Below are 18,308 nucleotides of genomic sequence, written 5' to 3'. Positions count from 1 at the left end.
GACGTGCAGGTTGGTCAGACCGGCACGTCTGGCGTGTTCTTGATCTCGTTCAGCGCGAGGCTGGTTCGGATGGATCCAATGTGCGGCAGCTTGAGCAGGCTCTGTTTGATGGTTTCCTCATAGTCACGAACGCTGAGCGCAAGCACTTTGAGGATGTAGTCCTGATCGCCGGTGGCGGAGTAACACTCTACCACCTCCGGGAGAAACTCGATGGCGGCCTCAAACTCCTCCAACGACTCCTGTGTGTGTTCTTGCAGCTTCACAAGACAAAAAGCGACGATGTCAAAGCCAAGCTTCTGGGCGTCCAAAACATACCGTTTATCAGTGATATAGCCTTCTTCGCGCAGCCGTTTCAGGCGGCGCCAACAGGGCGTGTGACTTAATCCGGTGACTTCGCCAAGCTCGCGCATTGTTAGCTCTGGTTGTTCCTGAATGGCCCGCAAGATGCGTTTGTCGGCGTCGTCCAAAACTGTCCCCTTCCTCGGTTGTAACTGTATACAACGAAAGCAAATTTCCTTGCAGCATAAAATTTGACCGTTTGGTCCTACTATTTGCGCGCAAAATGAAACGCTGTTGCGCGTTAGCGGAAACGGGACTTCGAAATTGTGACCTGGTTTCCGCTTGGTCACCTAGGGTTGAACGTTCATAAGTACGATTTTGGGAGGACGTCATGAAACATTGGATTGCAGCCGCCGCGACAGCCGCGCTTGTAAGCGTTGCACCAGTTGCCAGCTTTGCAGAGACCATCCGGGTGACTTTGCAGCTGCCGGAAACACATTCCTTGGGCAAGAACTGGCAGGATTTTGCCAGCATCGTGGAAGAGAAATCCGGCGGTGATCTGAAGGTGCAGCTGTTCCCGTCGGCACAGCTGTTCAAGGACAAAGAGGTGCCAGGTGCCGTGGGCAGCGGCGCGGTGGAAGCGGGCTCCGCGTTTATCGGTCGTTTTGCCGGGTCCGTTCCTGCGGTAGACGTGGTGTCGATCCCGTTTATCTTCAGCGACGAAGCCCACATCCGCGCTGCTGTGGCGCCAGGCTCTGAGATGCGCGCGACTTTGGACGCGGCGATCCTCAAAGAGACCAACAACCGCATTCTGTGGTGGCAGGCTTTTGGCCGCAACGTGTATCTGACCAATGGCGATCCGATTGTGGAACCGTCTGATATTGCGGATAAAAAGGTCCGGACTTACGGCAAGGTCCATGGTTGGACTGTGCAGGAACTTGGTGGCGCGCCAACCCTGATGTCCGGCTCTAAACAGTTCCTCGCCTATCAGCAGGGTGCTGTGGATGTGGGCATGACCGGCGCGTCTGCGGTGAAATCCCGCAAGCTGTTTGAGGTGATGGATCAGATGACCCTGACCTTTGACAGCGCGATCGAGTTTGTCGCGGTGATCAACAATGACGTCTACGAAGGTTTGTCCGATGAACACAAAGCCATCATCGACGCGGCTGCGGCGGAAGTGGAGCAGAAACTGCGCGACCAGATCTACGCAGAAGAAGCGGCCACCGTGGACGAGATGAAAGCCAACATGACCGTGACCGAGCTGTCTGATGACCAGCGCGCGGCCTGGGCGGCGGCGACGGCCAGCGTTGTTGACCGCTTCGTTGAAGAAACCGGCGAGACCGGTGCGGCGGCGGTTGCGGCTGTGAAGGGCGCAATGACCAACTAAGCCTTATGGGGGGCGCTGTCCTGAGGGATGGCGTCCCACTTTTTCTTCCCCGCGAAAATTCAGAGCAAGGAGTGGCCAATGATCATCCGGATCATTGATGGCATCACTGAACTCACAGGCAAGCTTTGCGCCTGGACCCTGTTTGCCATCGGCTTTTTCATCACGTTTGAAGTGCTTATGCGTTACGTTTTTAACGCGCCCACCATTTGGGTGGATGAGATCAGCCGGGTATTGCAGGTCTGGGTGGTGTACCTGGGTGCGGCCTATGTGCTGAAGCACCGTGAAATGGTCACGATTGATGTGCTGTTGAGCAATCCTAATACGCTCTGGCGTCGGCTGGCGGAGACTTTGGCGATTGTTGTGTTGTTCATTTTTGCGGGCACGGCGTGCTATTTCGGGTTCCAGATTTGGTTAAAGGCCACCATGGCAGGGCACACCACGGACACCTATTTGGCACCGCCAAAGATGATCACCCATGCGCCGGTCTGGGTCGGCAGCGCTTTGTTGATGCTGCAGGGCGGGGTGCAGCTGTATCGCGTGTGGGCCGAACCTTTGCCTGGCGATGACGTGATGGGGGGCGCTCACTGATGGAAGCGGTTCTCATTCTTGTGGCGCTGATGGCGCTGTTGTTGTTGCGCACGCCGGTGGCCTTTGCGCTGGGCGGGCTGGGGGTGATCCTGTTGGGGCTTAAGGGCCTGCCTCTGGTGGCGGTGCCGCAGCGGTTGCATGGCTCGATGGACAGCTTTGAGCTCCTTGCCGTGCCGATGTTTTTGTTGATGTCCAATGTCTTGCTGAAGGGCGGCGTGGGGCGCGACCTTTATGCGGCGGTGCAAAGCTGGGTGGGGCATTGGCCCGGCGGGCTGGGCGTGGCGACAATCTTGTCGTGCACGTTGTTCTCCGCAATCTCCGGCTCTTCGGTGGCGACCGCGGCGACCATTGGCACGGTTGCGATCCCGGAGATGTCCAAACGCGGCTACGATAAGCCGTTTGTTTACGGCATGTTGGCGGCGGGCGGCACTTTGGGGATTTTGATCCCGCCGTCGATCCCGTTGATCATTTACGGCGTGGTCACGGAAAGCTCGATCCCGACGTTGTTCCTTGCGGGCATTGGGCCGGGGTTGTTTTTGGCGTCTGCCTTCATTGTTTACGGCATGTTGTTCTCGCGCTTTTCCGGCGCCTACCAACCGATTGCCAAGGCCGATTGGGGCACACGAGCGCGGACCTCGGCGATGGCGCTGCCAACCGTGGCGCTGGCGGTAGCGATTGTCGGCTCGATCTACACGGGTATCGCAACGCCATCGGAAAGCGCTGGGCTGGGCTTTGTGATTGCTTTGATCATGACCTTCGCCATGGGGCGGATGGATTTTGCTAAGCTGCGGGAGGCGGTGGAAGGTTCGCTGCGGACTTCGGTGATGGTGTTGATCATCGTGGCGGGGGCCAAGGTGTTTTCCTACGCGATCACGCTCTATCTGATCCCGCAGTCGATTAGCGCGTTCCTGACAGAGACCATCTCCAATCCAAGCCTGTTTATTCTCGCAGTCGGCCTGGTGTTGTTGTTCATGGGGTTCTTCTTGGAGAGCCTGTCGATGCTGCTCATCATGGTGCCGGTGCTGCTGCCGGCGGTGCTCAACATCGGGATTGATCCGATCTGGTTTGGCATCTTCTTTGTGGTGCTGATTGAGACCGCGTTGATCACGCCACCGGTGGGGATGAACCTGTTTGTTATTCAGGCGGTGGCCAATGCGCGGTTGCAGGAGGTTGCGAAAGGCGCGCTGCCGTTTGCGGGCATCATGCTGGCGGTGGCGGTGCTGTTGTGGTTCTGGCCCGATCTGGCGCTGTACATCCCGTATGAGTTGGCGCGCTGAGCAGGAGGGCGAATGTGATGAAAAACACGGTGCGGATTGCCCCCAATGAAGGGCGGAACCTGCGGGCGGCGCGGTTGCGCTCTCTGCTGGAACAGAAAGAGCTGGTGGTGGCGCCCTGTTGTTATGATGCGCTGTCAGCCAAGCTAATCGAGCAGGCGGGGTTTGACATGACCTTCATGTCTGGCTTTGCTGCCTCAGCCTCGCGCATTGGCATGCCGGACTTAGGGCTGATGAGCTATGGCGAGGTGGTGGACCATGTGCGCAACATATCGGAGGCTACCAGCCTGCCGTTTGTGGCCGATGGCGACACGGGCTACGGCAATGCGATGAACGTGATCCGCACCGTGAAGGGCCTGGCGCGGGCCGGGGCGGCGGCGGTGATGATTGAGGATCAGGTGGCGCCCAAACGCTGTGGTCACACGCCGGGCAAGGCGGTGGTGGAACGCGAAGTGGCGTTTGATCGCATCAAGGCAGCGGTGGATGCGCGGGAGGAAGAGGACGTGCTGATCCTGGCCCGCACCGATGCGCGCAAAGCCCACGGGCTGGGCGAAGCGATAGAGCGGGCGCAGCGGTTCTTTGAGTTGGGGGCGGACATCATCTTTATCGAGGCGCCACAGAGCGTGGGTGAGATGCGCCAGATTTGTGAGGAAACGCCGGGGCTGTTGATGGCCAATATGCTGGAGGGGGGCGACACGCCGATCCTGTCCCATGCGGAATTGGCGGACATGGGGTTCAATCTGGCGGCCTATCCGCTGACGCTGTTGTCGGCGGTGATGCAGCAGATGGTGGAGACGCTGGCGGCGATGAAGGCCGATACGGTGCAGGCTTCCGGTTTGATGTCGTTTGAAGAGGTGCGCGAGCGGGTTGGGTTCAACGCGTATTATGCGGTGTCTGAGGGGTATAAGGCGTAGGGCTAGCTGAGTTGCGCGGCGGCACAGGCGCGGAACTTTTGAACCTCAGGCGCGGCGCCGTCGAGCGGGATGGTCACGGACTGGGCTTCGGTGAAGGCCAGCGCCGTGGTGTTGAATTGTAACCCGTCGAGCACATTGCCGAAGCCACTGTCCGCCACATTGAGCGTCTGGTTGTTGTCTGACAGCGCATGCTGGGGTGTGGAGATCACGAGTTCATTGGGACCGATGAAGCGCATGGCGAACCACGGGGTGGGGTGCCATGGCGCGGATTTTTGGGTGATCGCGAGGGTGTAGAGGGGTTTGCTTGGGTCGTAAGTGAGGCGGATGTGGGCCTCTGCGGTCTCATGGGTGAGGGTGCAGATGGGCGCGGATGTGGCTTCCCAAGCGGTGGCTGGGGAGGCGAGGAGGGCAAAGGGGATCAGGAGGGCGCGCATGGGGGGAGGGTAGGGCGATAGGTGGACGGTCGTCGACACCTTTGAGATCACAAAAGCATGATGCCTTGCATCATGCCGCGCGGGACCTCCTGCATGGGCCGCGCACTGTGAAAACTTGCAAATAGTTTTCGCAATAGGGGGGGCGGTTTTTTGCTTTTTGGATGGAGAATGCTGGTCAGCAGTTTGGAACCTGCCGCCAGCAATTCAAGTAACGGCGGAAAAGGCCGCCCAACAGCCCTTGTGGAAGGGGCCGATACTTCAGTGCAGGGTTCGTGTTTTCGGTTTACGATCTAGATCGCAAGCCCCAGACACCTCTTGAAATTTGCTCGAAAAGATCGACGCCCCTGAAGTTTTCGGAGTCGGAGGAATGGTCTTCTATTGTTCGGCGAATAGTCGCTTCTAAACTCGCCGGAACACTTCTATTTCCCTGTTTTCGCAGCTTTTCGACTTCAGCATAAATGCTCGCCAACGCCGCTTTACCGCCAAGACGAAGCAATGCCTCCTGAACATCGTCTACCCAACGAACTTTCCCGAAGCTTTTTGGTCCTTGCAAGTTAGTCAAAGAGGGGTTAGAGGTTTTGCCCTCTTTTTGTTCGGCCATCTGAACATCTCCATTACTATCGTACTTTTGCGCCTGAGCCATTTTCAAAACGCGCAAGAGTATCTCATTCTCGTTCGTTTCTGGTGGTTTTCGCATTGACCAAATCATAGCGAAAACGTCAGTGCTTACTTGGATGTCTTTCATTGGATTTCTCCGGGTTCAAACCTTTGGTGAGGTCTTTTGGAGGTTTATACCTCCAAAATGAGATTGTAAACCTCTAAAGTGCTCGGCCTGGAACAAGGCGCATTGCGCCGCCGGGCCAGCGCCGGACCGGCCCCATGGGCCGGCGCTTTTGCAAATGGCGCAACCGCTGGAAACGGCGGGCGACACGTGGCGGACATAAAGTGCCAACTTTTGAGGTTGCGCGCGCCAGCCCCCGGTCCGGCGCTGGCCCTTTTGTTGTGCGTGTGTCGGTGCGCAGTGAATGCGCACCCTACGGGTTAGCGGCCACTTGGTGAGGCCCCGGATCACGTCCGGGGCGGGGTTAGCGGCTGCGTTTGCTTCTGGTGTTCCCTCCGCGTTGCCCAGCACGACCCGCCGTTGAGCGGCCTTTGCTCTTTGTCGCCTTCTCCTCGGCGGCTTTGATCGCGTATTGCCGCGCCATGGGGTCGTCGGCGACGGCCAAGTCCACGGCTTCCAAGCGTTTGACCTCGTCGCGCAGGCGGGCGGCTTCTTCGAATTCGAGGTTCTCGGCGGCTTTGCGCATGTCTTCGCGCAGCCCGTTGAGCACGGCCTCCAGGTTGCCGCCCGCAAGCGGGTTGTCGATCTTGGCGGTGACGCGGGATTGGTCTGTGTCGCCTTGATAGAGCCCTGCCAAGACGTCCTCGACGTTCTTTTTGACGGTGGCGGGCGTGATGCCGTGTTCTTCGTTGTAGGCGATCTGTTTGGCGCGGCGGCGGTTGGTTTCGCCAATGGCGCGTTCCATGGAGCCGGTCATGCGGTCGGCGTACATGATCACGCGGCCTTCGGCGTTGCGCGCGGCGCGGCCGATAGTCTGCACCAGGGAGGTTTCAGAGCGCAGGAAGCCTTCCTTGTCTGCGTCCAGAATTGCGACGAGGCCACATTCCGGAATGTCGAGGCCCTCGCGCAGGAGGTTGATGCCAACGAGCACGTCAAAGGCGCCAAGGCGTAGGTCACGCAGGATTTCGATGCGTTCCAGCGTGTCGATGTCGCTGTGCATGTAGCGGATTTTGATGCCCTGTTCGTGCAGGTATTCGGTGAGGTCCTCGGCCATGCGTTTGGTCAATGTGGTGACCAGCGTGCGGAAGCCTTCGGCTGTGACTTTGCGGATTTCGTCGAGCAGGTCGTCGACTTGCATCTCCACCGGGCGGATTTCGACCTCTGGATCCAGAAGGCCGGTGGGGCGGATGACCTGTTCAGCAAAGACGCCGCCGGATTGCTCGATCTCCCAAGCCGCCGGGGTGGCGGAGACAAAGACCGATTGGGGGCGCATGGCGTCCCATTCCTCAAACTTCAGCGGGCGGTTGTCCATGCACGACGGCAGGCGGAAGCCGTGTTCGGCCAGCGTGAACTTGCGGCGGTAGTCGCCGCGATACATGCCGCCGATTTGTGGCACGGAGACGTGGCTTTCATCAGCAAAGACAATGGCGTTGTCGGGGATGAATTCAAACAGGGTGGGGGGCGGCTCGCCCGGGGCGCGGCCGGTGAGGTACCGGGAATAGTTTTCAATGCCGTTGCAGAAACCTTGGGCCTCCAGCATTTCGATGTCGAAGTTGGTGCGTTGTTCCAGACGCTGCGCTTCGAGCAATTTGCCTTCGTCCAACAGTTGATCAAGCCGCGTGCGCAGCTCCTTTTTGATGTTGATGATGGCTTGGTTCAGCGTCGGTTTCGGTGTCACATAGTGACTGTTGGCGTAGACGCGGATGTGCTCAAAGGTGTCGGTCTTCTCGCCGGTGAGCGGGTCAAATTCGGTGATGCTTTCGAGTTCCTCACCAAAGAAGGAGAGCTTCCAGGCTCGGTCTTCGAGGTGGGCGGGGAAGATTTCCAGGCTGTCGCCGCGCACACGGAAAGAGCCGCGTTGGAAGGCGGCGTCGTTGCGGCGGTATTGTTGGGCGACAAGATCGGCGATCACTTGGCGCTGGTCGTATTCGCCGCCCGCTTTCAGGTCGAGCGTCATGGCGGAGTAGGTTTCGACCGAGCCGATGCCGTAGATGCAGGACACAGAGGCGACAATGATCACGTCGTCGCGTTCCAGCAGGGCGCGGGTGGCGGAGTGGCGCATGCGGTCGATCTGTTCGTTGATCTGGCTTTCCTTCTCAATGAAGGTGTCGGAGCGCGGGACGTATGCTTCTGGTTGGTAGTAGTCATAGAAGCTGACGAAATATTCGACGGCGTTTTCCGGGAAGAAGCCTTTCATCTCGCCATAGAGTTGTGCCGCGAGTGTTTTGTTGGGGGCGAGAATGATGGCCGGGCGCTGGGTTTCCTCAATCACCTTGGCCATGGTGAAGGTTTTACCCGTACCGGTCGCACCCAGCAGCACCTGATTGCGCTCGCCGTCGGTCACGCCTGCGGAGAGTTCGGCGATGGCAGTGGGCTGGTCGCCTGCGGGTTCGAACTCGGTGTGCATGACGATGCGCTTGCCACCTTCCAGTTTGGGGCGGCGTTTGGCCTCACGATCGACCATCTGGGGCAGGTTACTGGCATCACTCATCGTGGCGTCCCGTGTTGAAAGAGTCGTTTCGCGCGATTTTGGTCTCTTTTTGTTCTTATGCAAGGGCGAAAGCGCAGATGGGGTCCGGGGATTTGGGGGAGAGGATGCTGCGCCGCGCCAAGAAATACTTCGCAAGTGCAGAAATTTCTGACTGTTTGATCGAGAAAATGACGCGCCTTTTGGGCGAAGTTACCTTTGGTAAGCCTTCGGTCCGCCGCTTTTGGTAAGAAATTGTGGGTGCCTTGGTAATTTTAGAACAAAATTCTGCCGATTTGGGAAATTAAATATATGTTGCACTTGCCAAATGATTGGCATCCTCGCTATGGTCAACTCAGCAAGCAGCCCGCTGAGGTCGCCAGTCCAAACTGCACCTACACCCCTCGCTCCCCGCGGCTTGGTCCGGAACCTGGGCTGCTTGCAAGCTTAACTCCCCTTTGATCGATGATTTGCTGCGCCTTTGCGGCGGTTTGTCTGTGTTTGACCTCTTGCCCGAGCGGTGAGAATCCGTGATAAAGCGGCAAGCCAAGGAGTGCCCCATGATTGCGCGTATCTATCAGCCAGCCCGCACGGCGATGTCGTCGGGAACCGCCAAAACCCACCAGTGGGTGTTGGAATATGGTCCGTCGGAAGCCAAGGATATTGATCCGCTAATGGGCTGGACCGGGTCCGGGGATACGCAAAGCCAGGTGCGCCTGAAGTTCGACAGCAAGGAAGCGGCTGTGACCTACGCACGGGAAAACGACATCGAAGTGCAGGTTCTGGAGCCCAACAAACGCAAGGCCAACATCCGGCAGGGCGGCTATGGCGAGAACTTTGCCACCAACCGGCGTGGAGCCTGGACCCACTGAGGGACAGTTCACCAAGCTTGATCCGGAAAGGCGCCATGGGGCGCCTTTTGTGGTTTTGGAGCGACGATGGCTGAGATTGAATTTCTGATAAATGAAGCTGGCCGGTCTGCGCCGACCTTTCTGTTTGGGCATGGGGCGGGAGCCACCATGGAGGCGCCTTTCATGGCAACGGTTGCAACAGGGTTGGCCCGGCGGGGCGTTCGGGTGGCGCGGTTTGAATTTGCCTATATGGCCGCGCGGCGCAGCGGTGGTCCAAAACGCCCACCGCCGAAAGTAGATCTGTTACAGGTCGAGTTTCGCGAGGTCGTTCAGGCGCTGTCTTGTGATGGTCCGTTAATCATTGGCGGCAAGTCTATGGGCGGACGGGTTGCCAGTCTTGTCGCTGATGAGTTGTTCGCGGCGGGTGATATCTGCGGTCTCTTGTGCCTTGGCTATCCGTTTCATCCGCAAGGCAAACCGGAGAAGCTGCGCACCGCGCATCTGGCGGGACTGCAAACGCCGACACTGATCTGCCAAGGCACGCGCGATCCGTTTGGAACAGATACGGAGGTGGCTGGCTATACGTTGTCAGAGCAAATTGAGCTGGCCTGGGCGGATGATGGCGATCATGATCTGAAGCCGCGCAAGCGGGTGACCGGTCTGAGCCACGAAGAACAGCTGGAGCGGGTTTGTGAGGTGGCGGCGACGTGGATCAAGGCACGCGGCTGAGAGTGCCGTGGCGGCGTTTGAGGTGGCTGTCGAGCTGAGGCGGACTTTGAGTGTACCCCTGCCTTTATTGGCGTCAGTTTATACTCGGCGTCATATGTTGGCTGCTAATTCTTCGGCATTTTGGGGCGCATTGTTGGATGTGTCGGCGAACCAAAATCCATAGATCGATTTTCTTGACGCGAACTCGCGTCACACAAGGGCACAGTTCCCTTCACCTGCGCGGTAGGGAGCCAGGGGACACGACTGGTCTGATAGTCGCTTGGATTTTGAAGTCGGTATCAAACGCAGAATTTCCGGGTTTTGCTAGCGAAAAGCCGAGAACGCCGGTTTGCGGGCGGCTGCGTTGAGGTGGCGGCGGGTGTCTTCAAAAACGGCGCAGGCCGCGTCGATCAGGCGCTGCTCTTGTGGGCTGCGGTAGGCGCGGCGTTTAGGCAGGGTCTCGCGCGGTTGGTCCTGTTTGGTCTCGCGCTGAGTGTCTTCGCTGCGCTGTGAGCGCTGTGTGTCCGTTTTTGCACGGTTGGCATGACGGGTTGGGCGTGGGTTTTGGGGGCGTGCATGGCGACGCGCTTTGTGGGCAGGTTTCTTGTCTTTTTGCAGGCGGTGGTGGGCAACGGCGTCATAGGCCGCGTTGATTTCCCCCATGCGGCGGGAGGCTTCCTCCGGATCGGTGCGGGCCAAGTCCGGATGATAGCTGCGCACCAGTTGGCGCCAGGCGGACCGCATCTCTTTGTCAGACACATCAGAGGTCACACCCAACAGCTCATAGGCCTGTGCGATGTCGTTGTTCATGGCCTGTCCCTCGTGTCCCTGCATGCGGTCGTTAATCATTTGGTAATAATTTGACCTACCTTTTCCGAGATATGTCTGGAAGCGGGCGCAAGGACCGTTGGTTAACCCTTCTAAAAGTTAACCTTGATCTGGGCGCAGGGGGGCAAAGTGTTGTCCCAAAACAAAAAGCCCCAACGCGGCGCGTCGGGGCTTTCAAAAATCAGTGTGGGTGAGATCAGTTCACTTTGATCAGGTGCTGGGCAACCATATCGTGATCGAGCCACAGAACCGGGCCATCTGGCGCACCAGACGAGCCAAAGATCAGCGCGCCGGTGGCGTTCACAACATGCTGGCTGAGCACGTCACTCACGAGCACTTTGCGGTTGCTGTGCAGTGCCACGATGTCTTGAGACGTGCCCACAGTCATGTCGACCTGATCGGCGGAGTTGGCCATAGGCCACGCGGTGAAGTTATAGAACGGCTGCATGGCAGCGCTCTGTTGGTAGTCTTGCACGGTCTTCAGCACGCTTTCCAAAGACACGTCGTCTTTCAGCAGGCCTTGGCATTCCGCCCAAAGCGCGTCGACCCAGGCACCGCCACCTTCATGGCGCAGCGCTTCCAACAGAGGCAGCAGGGACAGTTCGATGCCGGCAAACACATCCGAAGAGTTGGTGCGGATTTCTGGGCAGTTGTAGACGGTGGCCTTCACGCCGTTGTCCCATGCCGTTTGGGCAAACTGCTCCAGGCGCATTTTGGCGTAGCCCTGGGTGTAGCTGGTGTAGGTCTGCCAGCGGTACTCGCCGCCGATCAGCACACGGGTGCCGTGGTAGCCATATGCGGAATAGCGAACCTGGCCGCCGTCGGCTTCGATCTTGCTGCGCAGTTCGGCGCTGTGCTCCAGCAGGTGGCCAAAGCTGTTGGCGGTCACTTCGTCAAAGTTTTGCAGGATCAGCTTACCAAGGTCGGCGTCCAGCAGGGCTTGAGACGACATGTGACGTGCGCCGCGGCCTTTGTAGATGCGGTTGGCAATTGCCAAGAAAGCCTTTGCGCGAGGAATGCCGCCCGCCATGGTGTGGGCGAAGTGCACGTTTTTGCCTGCGGGAATATGTGCAGCAAGCGCGCCCATAACTTCTTTCAAAGCACCGGTGAAACGGGCGGTACCGATCTCGCGGCAGGCGTCAACTTTGTCCCAGTCGAGTTTGAACTCCTGCCAGTTGTCCAGGGTCATCTCTTTGAGCATGTCGGTTGGAGTTTCGCCACCGTCCGGCGCGTCCATGTCAAAGCCGGCCATGAGGGGAATGTTGATGATTTTGCCGCCGAGGTTGTCTTCGGCCTGCGCCAGTTCTTCGTCGGTCAGCGCGCGCAGGGTGCCATCGTCTTCGCGGCGGCCAACGGTGATGCCGACAATGGTCATTCCGGCCGCTTTGGCGGAGTCGATCAGACCGGTGGCGTAGCCGCGGCCAAAGAGTTCGCCAAAGAGGACAAACACGTCACCTTCGCCATAAAGCGTGTTGTCGGGCAGGTGTGTCAGAGGGATAGACTGTTCCATTGTGTCTTTCTGTCTTCTGTGGTCGTGCAGGGCCAAATCGCCCGCAGCGGAAAATGATTTCTGTCTAATTGCCTGAGTGGGGCGTCAGGGTCAAATCCAGAAACGATTTGATCGCCAATTGCAACCGGATGTGGGCGAAGAGCCGCGATTTGCGTCATTCTGGCAAAAGCGCGCGGCGGTATTCGCGGGGCGAGAGGCCGGTTTGGGACCGGAAGAACCGCGCAAAGTGGGATTGGTCGGTATAGCCAAGTGCCTGTGCCACGCTGGCCACGCTGTGTTTGGGGTCGGCAAACATCTCTTTGGCCACATCAACGCGCAGACGTTTGATTTCGCGCGCCAGAGTGGTGTCTTGCTGTTTCAGGGAGGATGTGAGGCGGGCTGGCGATATACCGAGCGCATGTGCGTGATCTGCGACAGTCTGAGAGCGATCCGCCAGAATAGGGCGCGCCGCGGCGCGTAGAGCGCTGACAATTGAAATGTCCATATCCCGCGACGCTGGCGCATCGTTGGGGCGCGTATCTTGCGGGCGCACTGGCAGGGTAAGCCAGGCGCTGGGGAAAGAGAGGGCCAGCCCGGAAACTGCGGCGTGTTTCACGGAAACTCCGGTGGGGGTTTCGGGCAAAGCCTCGGGAAAGGCCGTGGCCAACGTGACGTGCTTGGAAGACCAGTGGGATTGCGCCAGGTATTGCAAAGTGCGGATGTGCAGCCCCATGCCAAAACCTTCAACTTGCACAGGGGCTTGATGGGTCTGAACTGTGCGGACCACGGTGTAGGTGGCTTGAAGCGCGTCGGCCTTCAGAGTGTGGCGTACCGAACTGGCTTGTTGTGGGACACTTAGTAGGAACCGCGTGTAGTAATCGCCAATGGTGCGAGCATTTTCGAAAGCGTCTTGGGTGGGTAGCCAGGCTTTCATGTCGAAGCTTTCGGCCACGTGGTAGCCGAGGTGCGGGTCATTGGCTTTTTCCGCGAGGTTGTTTGTGAGGCCGTAGATGATTTCGGCGTGCAGCGCTTTTTCAGGGTCCCGCAAATCTTCGGCAACAAGACCAAAGGATTTTAGGGCGGCGTCGACATTGGCGCCGCGCGCCCTGGCAAGCTCGACAAAGGGGCGTAAGAGCTGGGCTTTGACAAAGCCGTCATGTTTGGTGGGCATGGGGCGCGATCCGTTTTGTTATACAGTTACTTCTAGGCCAGTTCTCTCGCGTCTGTCGGCCAGTTTTTTGCTGAGTGAACGGAAAATTGATCGAAACTGGCCGAAACTGCGTAACACGCTCAGGTAGTATTGTAGAGAATTCTATAGGGAGCGCCATTATGTCTAATCGAATTGTCTCAGGGTTTGTGTCCGCTGTTGTCGGTTTGTTTGCCTCGTCTTTGGGCGCGCAAGAGGCTGCACCACAAACACTTTTCACCAATGTGCATGTGTTTGACGGAGTGAATGAGGCGCGGATTGAAAACGCGTCTGTTCTGGTGGAAGGCAACCTGATCAAAACGGTAAGCACGGAGGCGATTGATGCGCCGGATGCCACGGTGATTGATGGTGGTGGGCGGACGCTGACACCGGGATTTGTTGAGGCGCACGCGCATTTGATGTTGATGGGGCCAAGCATCCCGGCCATGGAGGCCAACGTTACCTGGGAAGATTTTGCCATTCACGGGACGCGAATGGCGGAGATGTACCTGATGCAGGGGTTCACTACGGTGCGGGATGCCGGTGGCGGCAACGGCGGTTTGCGTCGTGCTATTGACAGTGGTCAAATAATGGGGCCGCGCTATTACCCTTCGGCGGCCTTCATCGGCACGCGCGGCGGGCACGCGGATTTTGCCAACTTCACTTCGCCACCCGGCGCGTCCACCAATTTTGGTCGTCTGAATATGGCGCAAGAGGCTGACAATGTCGCGGATGTGCAGAAGTTCGGCCGCAACAACTTCCGCATGGGCGCAACGCAGCTCAAGTATATGCAATCGGGCGGCGTGGTGTCCGCCTTCGATCCTTGGCAATTGCTGGCCGGATCGCCTGAAGAGATTAAGGCTGCGGTGCAGGTTGCTGAAGAATACGGCAGCTATGTCATGGCGCATTCCTACCGCAAGGAGGCGATTTTGGGGGCGCTGGAAGCGGGCGTGATGTCGATCGAACACGGTTTCTCGTTTGACTGCGAAATTGCGGAAGTCATGAACGCTAAAGGCGCCTTTATCACCACCAATCTTACGGCATTTGATCCGGGGCTGCTCAGCATTCCTGCGGTCGCCAGTGTCCCCAGCAGTTTGGCAAAAGCAAAATCAGCGTCTGCGACTTTCGCCAATTACATTCCCAATATGCAGGAATGTCCAGTAAAGCGCGCGTTCCAGACCGATTGTGTGGGCTCGGTTGCGGCCTGCAACATTCAGATCGCCTATGAGAAAAAGCTGAACAATGACTTCTTTGGGCCCTATGCGTCCATGGTGACATTGACCTCGGTCGGCGGCGAGTTGGTGGGCCTGTCTGGGGACTTCACTAACCCCTACACCGCAGGCAAGCTGGGCGTGATCGAAGAGGGTGCTTATGCGGATATTCTTTTGATCGATGGCAATCCTCTGGAGGACTTTTCAGTGGTTGGCACCGGCGACAAATGGTTTGGTGCGGATCCACGGCCAGCTAGCCCTGAAACCTTGCGGATCATCATGAAAGACGGTGTGATCTATAAGAACACACTGGACTAATTGCGATTTTGCGCCCGCTGCGACAAGGTGGACGCATCTTTCTTTCTGATGGAGATAGGGCGTGACCTTCAAGCCAGTCTGTTTGATCACTGCAATGGCGTTCTCGATGGCAGGCGCTCTGTCGGCGCAGGAGCGCGGATTGTCTGGCCCGTCTTCGGTTGCGGCAGAGTTGGAGCCGGGCGACGGGTTGACGGATCCGCAGATGCGTTCCAATTTTCCGCGCAACGTCGCACCAGGCTGGTTTGCCTGGAAAGACGGGTTGGCTGAGAATGGCTTCAAGTTCAACTTTGACTATCTCGCGCTGGGCCAGTGGAGCGATTTGAATGCAGCGGAAGACAGCGCTGCTGGCGGTATGTTCCGGTTTTACGGCAATTGGGCGGCGACGGAGAATGGCAGCCTGACGTTCAAGCTGGAGCATCGGCACGCTTACACTGATGTGGCGCCGCAGAACCTCGGCTTTGCGGCCGGAGCAACGTTTATGCCGGGTACGGCGTTCAACGACAATGGCACTTTGTTGACTAACCTGTTCTGGACGCAACGCGCGCCCGAAGGTGGCTGGTCGTTTCAATTTGGCCAGATCGACATCACTGACTTTTTGGATGTTTATGGCGCGGTCAGTCCCTATTCAGCCTTTCAAAACCTATCCTTTAGCACCAACCCAACCATCAACGCGCCCAACCCAGGTTTAGGCATGGCGGGCGGCGTATGGCTTGGGGATACGGTTTATGCAGTGGGCAGCGTGGCGGACGCCAATGCGGACCCGTCTGATCCGGGATTTGATGTGTTTGATCACGGCAAGCTGTTCAAAAGTCTTGAGTTGGGAGTCACCAGCGCGCGGGATCGAATCTACTTTGACAATGTGCATCTGACGCTTTGGCACATTGATACGGATGCCAGTAAAAACAGGGCGGAGGACTACGGTGCAAGTTTCTCTGCGGCTTGGTTTGTCGACAATACATGGTTGCCATTCTTGCGCGCGGGTGTCGCGGATCAAGGCACGGGATTATACAAGCGTTCTCTGTCTACTGGCCTAGCATATTACGGACGTAACACCGATGCGGCGGGCGTAGGGTTGAATTGGGCGGAAAGCGCTACCTCCACTCAGACGCAGTTTACAGCAGAACTGTTTTACCGTTTCTCGCTGTCGTCGGGTCTTCAGATCACGCCTTCGATCCAGGTGATCGACAACCCCTTGGACAATCCGGGGTTGGGCACTGTGACGGTGCTGGGGCTGCGCACGCGATTGGTGTTTTAAAGCCAGTCGGCGTGTTTGCGAGTCGGCGCTGTTAGCGCACGACCTGTTTCCGCAATTTTTGGCCGGTACGAATTGTCACACCTTCGGGAATGTAAATGTTAGCGCTCGCATGATTGCGGGGTGCGATTTTGCTGTGTCCCAACACGTTAATAAATTCTTTCCAAGTCCTTAAGAATATGGGTTTTCTGGTCTGCGTCAGAAAAAACTTTACATCTTCATGTGTGCGGTCGGAAAAATATTTACAGATTTTTTGTTTTATTTCCGTGCTTTGTTTCCTTGTTTTCACAAATCCCTATTCTGGCCTCGGGGTCTTGAGCCGTCTGGCTTGAGTGAGGAGTTTTTAAAGTTTTTGACCGAGGGAGGAGCCTTCATGTCGTTGGACACCAATGTATCCGCCAGCCCGTTGCCATCCGCAGAGCTGACCAAAGACGCACATATTGATACCGCCAAATATGATGAAATGTACGCCGCATCTGTGTCTGATCCTGAGGCGTTTTGGCGGGAGCATGGCCAGCGTGTGAACTGGATCAAGCCGTTCACCAAGGTGAAGAACACCTCCTTTGCGCCGGGCAATGTGGACATCAAATGGTTTGAAGACGGCACGCTCAACGTGGCCGCCAACTGTATCGACCGCCATCTGGAGACCCGTGGCAATCAGGCCGCGATCATCTTTGAACCGGATGATCCCAACGAGCCCGCCCAGTCGATCACCTATGCCGATCTGCACCGTCGTGTCTGCCGCATGGCCAACGTGCTGGAGCAGCTGGGTGTGCGCAAAGGCGACCGCGTGGTGATCTACCTGCCGATGATCCCGGAAGCCGCTTACGCGATGCTGGCCTGTGCCCGCATCGGCGCGATCCATTCCATCGTATTTGCCGGCTTCTCCCCCGACGCGCTGGCCGCTCGGATCAACGGCTGTGACGCCAAAGTGGTCATTACGGCGGACAGCGCCCCACGTGGCGGCCGCAAGACCGCGCTCAAGTCCAACACCGACGCCGCGCTCTTGCACACCAAAGACACCGTCAAATGCCTGGTGGTGAAGCGCACCGGCGACCAGACCACTTGGATTGATGGCCGTGACTATGACTACAACGAGATGGTTATGGAGGTGGGCGACTACTGCAAACCGGCGGAAATGAACGCCGAAGATCCGCTGTTCATCTTGTACACCTCCGGCTCCACCGGGCAGCCCAAAGGCGTGGTGCATTCCACCGGCGGCTATCTGGTTTATGCGTCGATGACGCATGAATACACCTTTGATTACAAAGACGGCGACATCTTCTGGTGCACCGCCGATGTGGGCTGGGTCACCGGCCACAGCTACATCGTCTATGGCCCGCTCGCCAACGGCGCCACGACGCTGATGTTTGAGGGTGTGCCGACCTATCCGGATGCCAGCCGCTTCTGGCAGGTCTGTGAAAAGCACCGGGTGAACCAGTTCTACACCGCGCCCACCGCGCTGCGCGCGCTGATGGGCCAAGGCAATGAATATGTTGAGAAATGTGACCTCAGCAGCCTGCGCATCCTTGGCACCGTGGGCGAGCCGATCAACCCGGAAGCCTGGACCTGGTACAACGACGTGGTGGGCGGCGGCCGCTGCCCGATCGTGGACACCTGGTGGCAGACCGAGACCGGCGGCCACATGATGACCCCACTGCCGGGCGCCCATGCGACCAAGCCGGGCGCGGCGATGAAGCCCTTCTTTGGCGTGCATCCGGTGGTGCTGGATCCGCAGTCCGGTGAGGAAATCTCCGGCAATGATGTCGAAGGGGTTCTGGCAATCAAGGAAAGCTGGCCCAGCCAGATGCGCACCGTCTGGGGCGACCACGAGCGCTTTGAGAAGACCTACTTCAGCGACTATAAAAACTACTACTTTGCCGGTGACGGCTGCCGCCGCGATGCGGATGGCGACTACTGGATCACCGGTCGTGTGGACGATGTGATCAACGTCTCCGGTCACCGCATGGGCACCGCCGAAGTGGAAAGCGCACTGGTGGCGCACGCCGCTGTCGCCGAAGCCGCCGTGGTCGGCTACCCGCATGACATCAAAGGTCAGGGCATCTACTGCTATGTGACTCTGATGAACGATCAGGAACCCAGCGAAGAGCTGCGCAAGGAACTGCGCACCTGGGTGCGGACGGAAATCGGCCCGATTGCCAGCCCGGATCTGATCCAATGGGCGCCCGGCCTGCCAAAAACCCGCTCCGGCAAAATCATGCGCCGCATCCTGCGCAAAATCGCCGAGAACGACTATGGCAGCCTGGGGGATACCTCCACATTGGCGGATCCTTCGGTGGTGGATGAGCTCATCGAAAACCGGATGAACAAGGGCTAAGCG

Annotated in this window: 16 protein-coding genes; 9 read left to right on the top strand and 7 right to left on the bottom strand. The window is 58.0% G+C overall.

The genetic code is table 11. The annotated features are described in order from the left end of the window. Positions 1-14 precede the first annotated feature (14 nt). Positions 15-467, bottom strand: a complete 453-nt coding sequence (locus tag SIB92_RS09995) for an Lrp/AsnC family transcriptional regulator (protein WP_412555641.1) — start codon at positions 465-467, stop codon at positions 15-17. A 203-nt stretch (positions 468-670) separates the two neighbouring features. On the opposite strand from SIB92_RS09995, the gene dctP reads away from it, so the two are divergent. From dctP to SIB92_RS09975, 4 genes are all read left to right on the top strand, one after another. Further along, positions 671-1,666: a TRAP transporter substrate-binding protein DctP gene (gene dctP / locus SIB92_RS09990; protein ID WP_412555640.1), complete on the top strand. Its 996-nt coding sequence runs from the start codon at positions 671-673 to the stop codon at positions 1,664-1,666. A 78-nt stretch (positions 1,667-1,744) separates the two neighbouring features. Further along, positions 1,745-2,254, top strand: coding sequence for a TRAP transporter small permease (locus SIB92_RS09985; RefSeq protein WP_412555639.1), 510 nt, complete (start codon positions 1,745-1,747; stop codon positions 2,252-2,254). After that, a complete protein-coding gene (locus SIB92_RS09980) occupies positions 2,254-3,531 on the top strand; it encodes a TRAP transporter large permease (protein ID WP_412555638.1) in 1,278 nt (425 codons plus the stop codon). The genes SIB92_RS09985 and SIB92_RS09980 overlap by 1 nt, the downstream gene beginning before the upstream one ends. 17 nt (positions 3,532-3,548) lie before the next feature. Next, positions 3,549-4,442, top strand: coding sequence for an isocitrate lyase/PEP mutase family protein (locus SIB92_RS09975; protein WP_412555637.1), 894 nt, complete (start codon positions 3,549-3,551; stop codon positions 4,440-4,442). 2 nt (positions 4,443-4,444) lie between these two features. Here SIB92_RS09975 and SIB92_RS09970 read toward each other — a convergent pair whose 3' ends face one another. From SIB92_RS09970 to uvrB, 3 genes are all read right to left on the bottom strand, one after another. Continuing rightward, positions 4,445-4,915, bottom strand: a complete 471-nt coding sequence (locus SIB92_RS09970) for a hypothetical protein (protein WP_412555636.1) — start codon at positions 4,913-4,915, stop codon at positions 4,445-4,447. Between the two features lie 244 nt (positions 4,916-5,159). Further along, a complete protein-coding gene (locus SIB92_RS09965) occupies positions 5,160-5,621 on the bottom strand; it encodes a hypothetical protein (protein ID WP_412555635.1) in 462 nt (153 codons plus the stop codon). A 340-nt stretch (positions 5,622-5,961) separates the two neighbouring features. After that, positions 5,962-8,148, bottom strand: coding sequence for an excinuclease ABC subunit UvrB (uvrB, locus tag SIB92_RS09960; RefSeq protein WP_412555634.1), 2,187 nt, complete (start codon positions 8,146-8,148; stop codon positions 5,962-5,964). A gap of 536 nt (positions 8,149-8,684) precedes the next feature. On the opposite strand from uvrB, the gene SIB92_RS09955 reads away from it, so the two are divergent. Then, a complete protein-coding gene (locus SIB92_RS09955) occupies positions 8,685-8,996 on the top strand; it encodes an ETC complex I subunit (protein ID WP_412555633.1) in 312 nt (103 codons plus the stop codon). A gap of 66 nt (positions 8,997-9,062) precedes the next feature. After that, positions 9,063-9,704, top strand: a complete 642-nt coding sequence (locus SIB92_RS09950; protein WP_412555632.1) for an alpha/beta family hydrolase — start codon at positions 9,063-9,065, stop codon at positions 9,702-9,704. A 303-nt stretch (positions 9,705-10,007) separates the two neighbouring features. Here SIB92_RS09950 and SIB92_RS09945 read toward each other — a convergent pair whose 3' ends face one another. The 3 genes from SIB92_RS09945 to SIB92_RS09935 all read right to left on the bottom strand — a co-directional run bounded on the left by SIB92_RS09945 (position 10,008) and on the right by SIB92_RS09935 (position 13,171). After that, entirely contained in the window at positions 10,008-10,532 is a 525-nt protein-coding gene (locus tag SIB92_RS09945; protein ID WP_412555631.1) for a J domain-containing protein, read from the bottom strand. Between the two features lie 175 nt (positions 10,533-10,707). Beyond that, positions 10,708-12,021, bottom strand: coding sequence for an enoyl-acyl carrier protein reductase FabMG (locus SIB92_RS09940; protein ID WP_412555630.1), 1,314 nt, complete (start codon positions 12,019-12,021; stop codon positions 10,708-10,710). 154 nt (positions 12,022-12,175) lie between these two features. Continuing rightward, positions 12,176-13,171: a helix-turn-helix domain-containing protein gene (locus tag SIB92_RS09935; protein ID WP_412555629.1), complete on the bottom strand. Its 996-nt coding sequence runs from the start codon at positions 13,169-13,171 to the stop codon at positions 12,176-12,178. 158 nt (positions 13,172-13,329) lie between these two features. Between SIB92_RS09935 and SIB92_RS09930 the strand changes: the two genes are divergently transcribed. From SIB92_RS09930 to acs, 3 genes are all read left to right on the top strand, one after another. Next, positions 13,330-14,715: an amidohydrolase family protein gene (locus tag SIB92_RS09930; RefSeq protein ID WP_412555628.1), complete on the top strand. Its 1,386-nt coding sequence runs from the start codon at positions 13,330-13,332 to the stop codon at positions 14,713-14,715. A gap of 61 nt (positions 14,716-14,776) precedes the next feature. After that, positions 14,777-15,970: a carbohydrate porin gene (locus SIB92_RS09925; RefSeq protein ID WP_412555627.1), complete on the top strand. Its 1,194-nt coding sequence runs from the start codon at positions 14,777-14,779 to the stop codon at positions 15,968-15,970. Positions 15,971-16,340: 370 nt separating this feature from the next. Then, entirely contained in the window at positions 16,341-18,305 is a 1,965-nt protein-coding gene (gene acs / locus SIB92_RS09920; protein WP_412555626.1) for an acetate--CoA ligase, read from the top strand. Positions 18,306-18,308: the final 3 nt, after the last annotated feature.

Source organism: Shimia sp. MIT1388 (assembly GCF_047124445.1).
Lineage (GTDB): Bacteria > Pseudomonadota > Alphaproteobacteria > Rhodobacterales > Rhodobacteraceae > Shimia.
Note: the sequence above shows the minus strand (reverse complement) of the source record. Positions and strands in the feature narration are given on the sequence as shown.

What these genes read in the sequence shown, in the direction of transcription:
- SIB92_RS09950 (WP_412555632.1), top strand. Translation starts at nt 9,063, where the DNA reads ATGGCTGAGATTGAATTTCTGATAAATGAAGCTGGCCGGTCTGCGCCG.
- SIB92_RS09945 (WP_412555631.1), bottom strand. Translation starts at nt 10,532, where the DNA reads ATGATTAACGACCGCATGCAGGGACACGAGGGACAGGCCATGAACAAC.
- SIB92_RS09930 (WP_412555628.1), top strand. Translation starts at nt 13,330, where the DNA reads ATGTCTAATCGAATTGTCTCAGGGTTTGTGTCCGCTGTTGTCGGTTTG.
- SIB92_RS09980 (WP_412555638.1), top strand. Translation starts at nt 2,254, where the DNA reads ATGGAAGCGGTTCTCATTCTTGTGGCGCTGATGGCGCTGTTGTTGTTG.
- SIB92_RS09940 (WP_412555630.1), bottom strand. Translation starts at nt 12,021, where the DNA reads ATGGAACAGTCTATCCCTCTGACACACCTGCCCGACAACACGCTTTAT.
- dctP (WP_412555640.1), top strand. Translation starts at nt 671, where the DNA reads ATGAAACATTGGATTGCAGCCGCCGCGACAGCCGCGCTTGTAAGCGTT.
- uvrB (WP_412555634.1), bottom strand. Translation starts at nt 8,148, where the DNA reads ATGAGTGATGCCAGTAACCTGCCCCAGATGGTCGATCGTGAGGCCAAA.
- SIB92_RS09965 (WP_412555635.1), bottom strand. Translation starts at nt 5,621, where the DNA reads ATGAAAGACATCCAAGTAAGCACTGACGTTTTCGCTATGATTTGGTCA.
- SIB92_RS09975 (WP_412555637.1), top strand. Translation starts at nt 3,549, where the DNA reads ATGAAAAACACGGTGCGGATTGCCCCCAATGAAGGGCGGAACCTGCGG.
- SIB92_RS09935 (WP_412555629.1), bottom strand. Translation starts at nt 13,171, where the DNA reads ATGCCCACCAAACATGACGGCTTTGTCAAAGCCCAGCTCTTACGCCCC.
- SIB92_RS09955 (WP_412555633.1), top strand. Translation starts at nt 8,685, where the DNA reads ATGATTGCGCGTATCTATCAGCCAGCCCGCACGGCGATGTCGTCGGGA.
- acs (WP_412555626.1), top strand. Translation starts at nt 16,341, where the DNA reads ATGTCGTTGGACACCAATGTATCCGCCAGCCCGTTGCCATCCGCAGAG.
- SIB92_RS09985 (WP_412555639.1), top strand. Translation starts at nt 1,745, where the DNA reads ATGATCATCCGGATCATTGATGGCATCACTGAACTCACAGGCAAGCTT.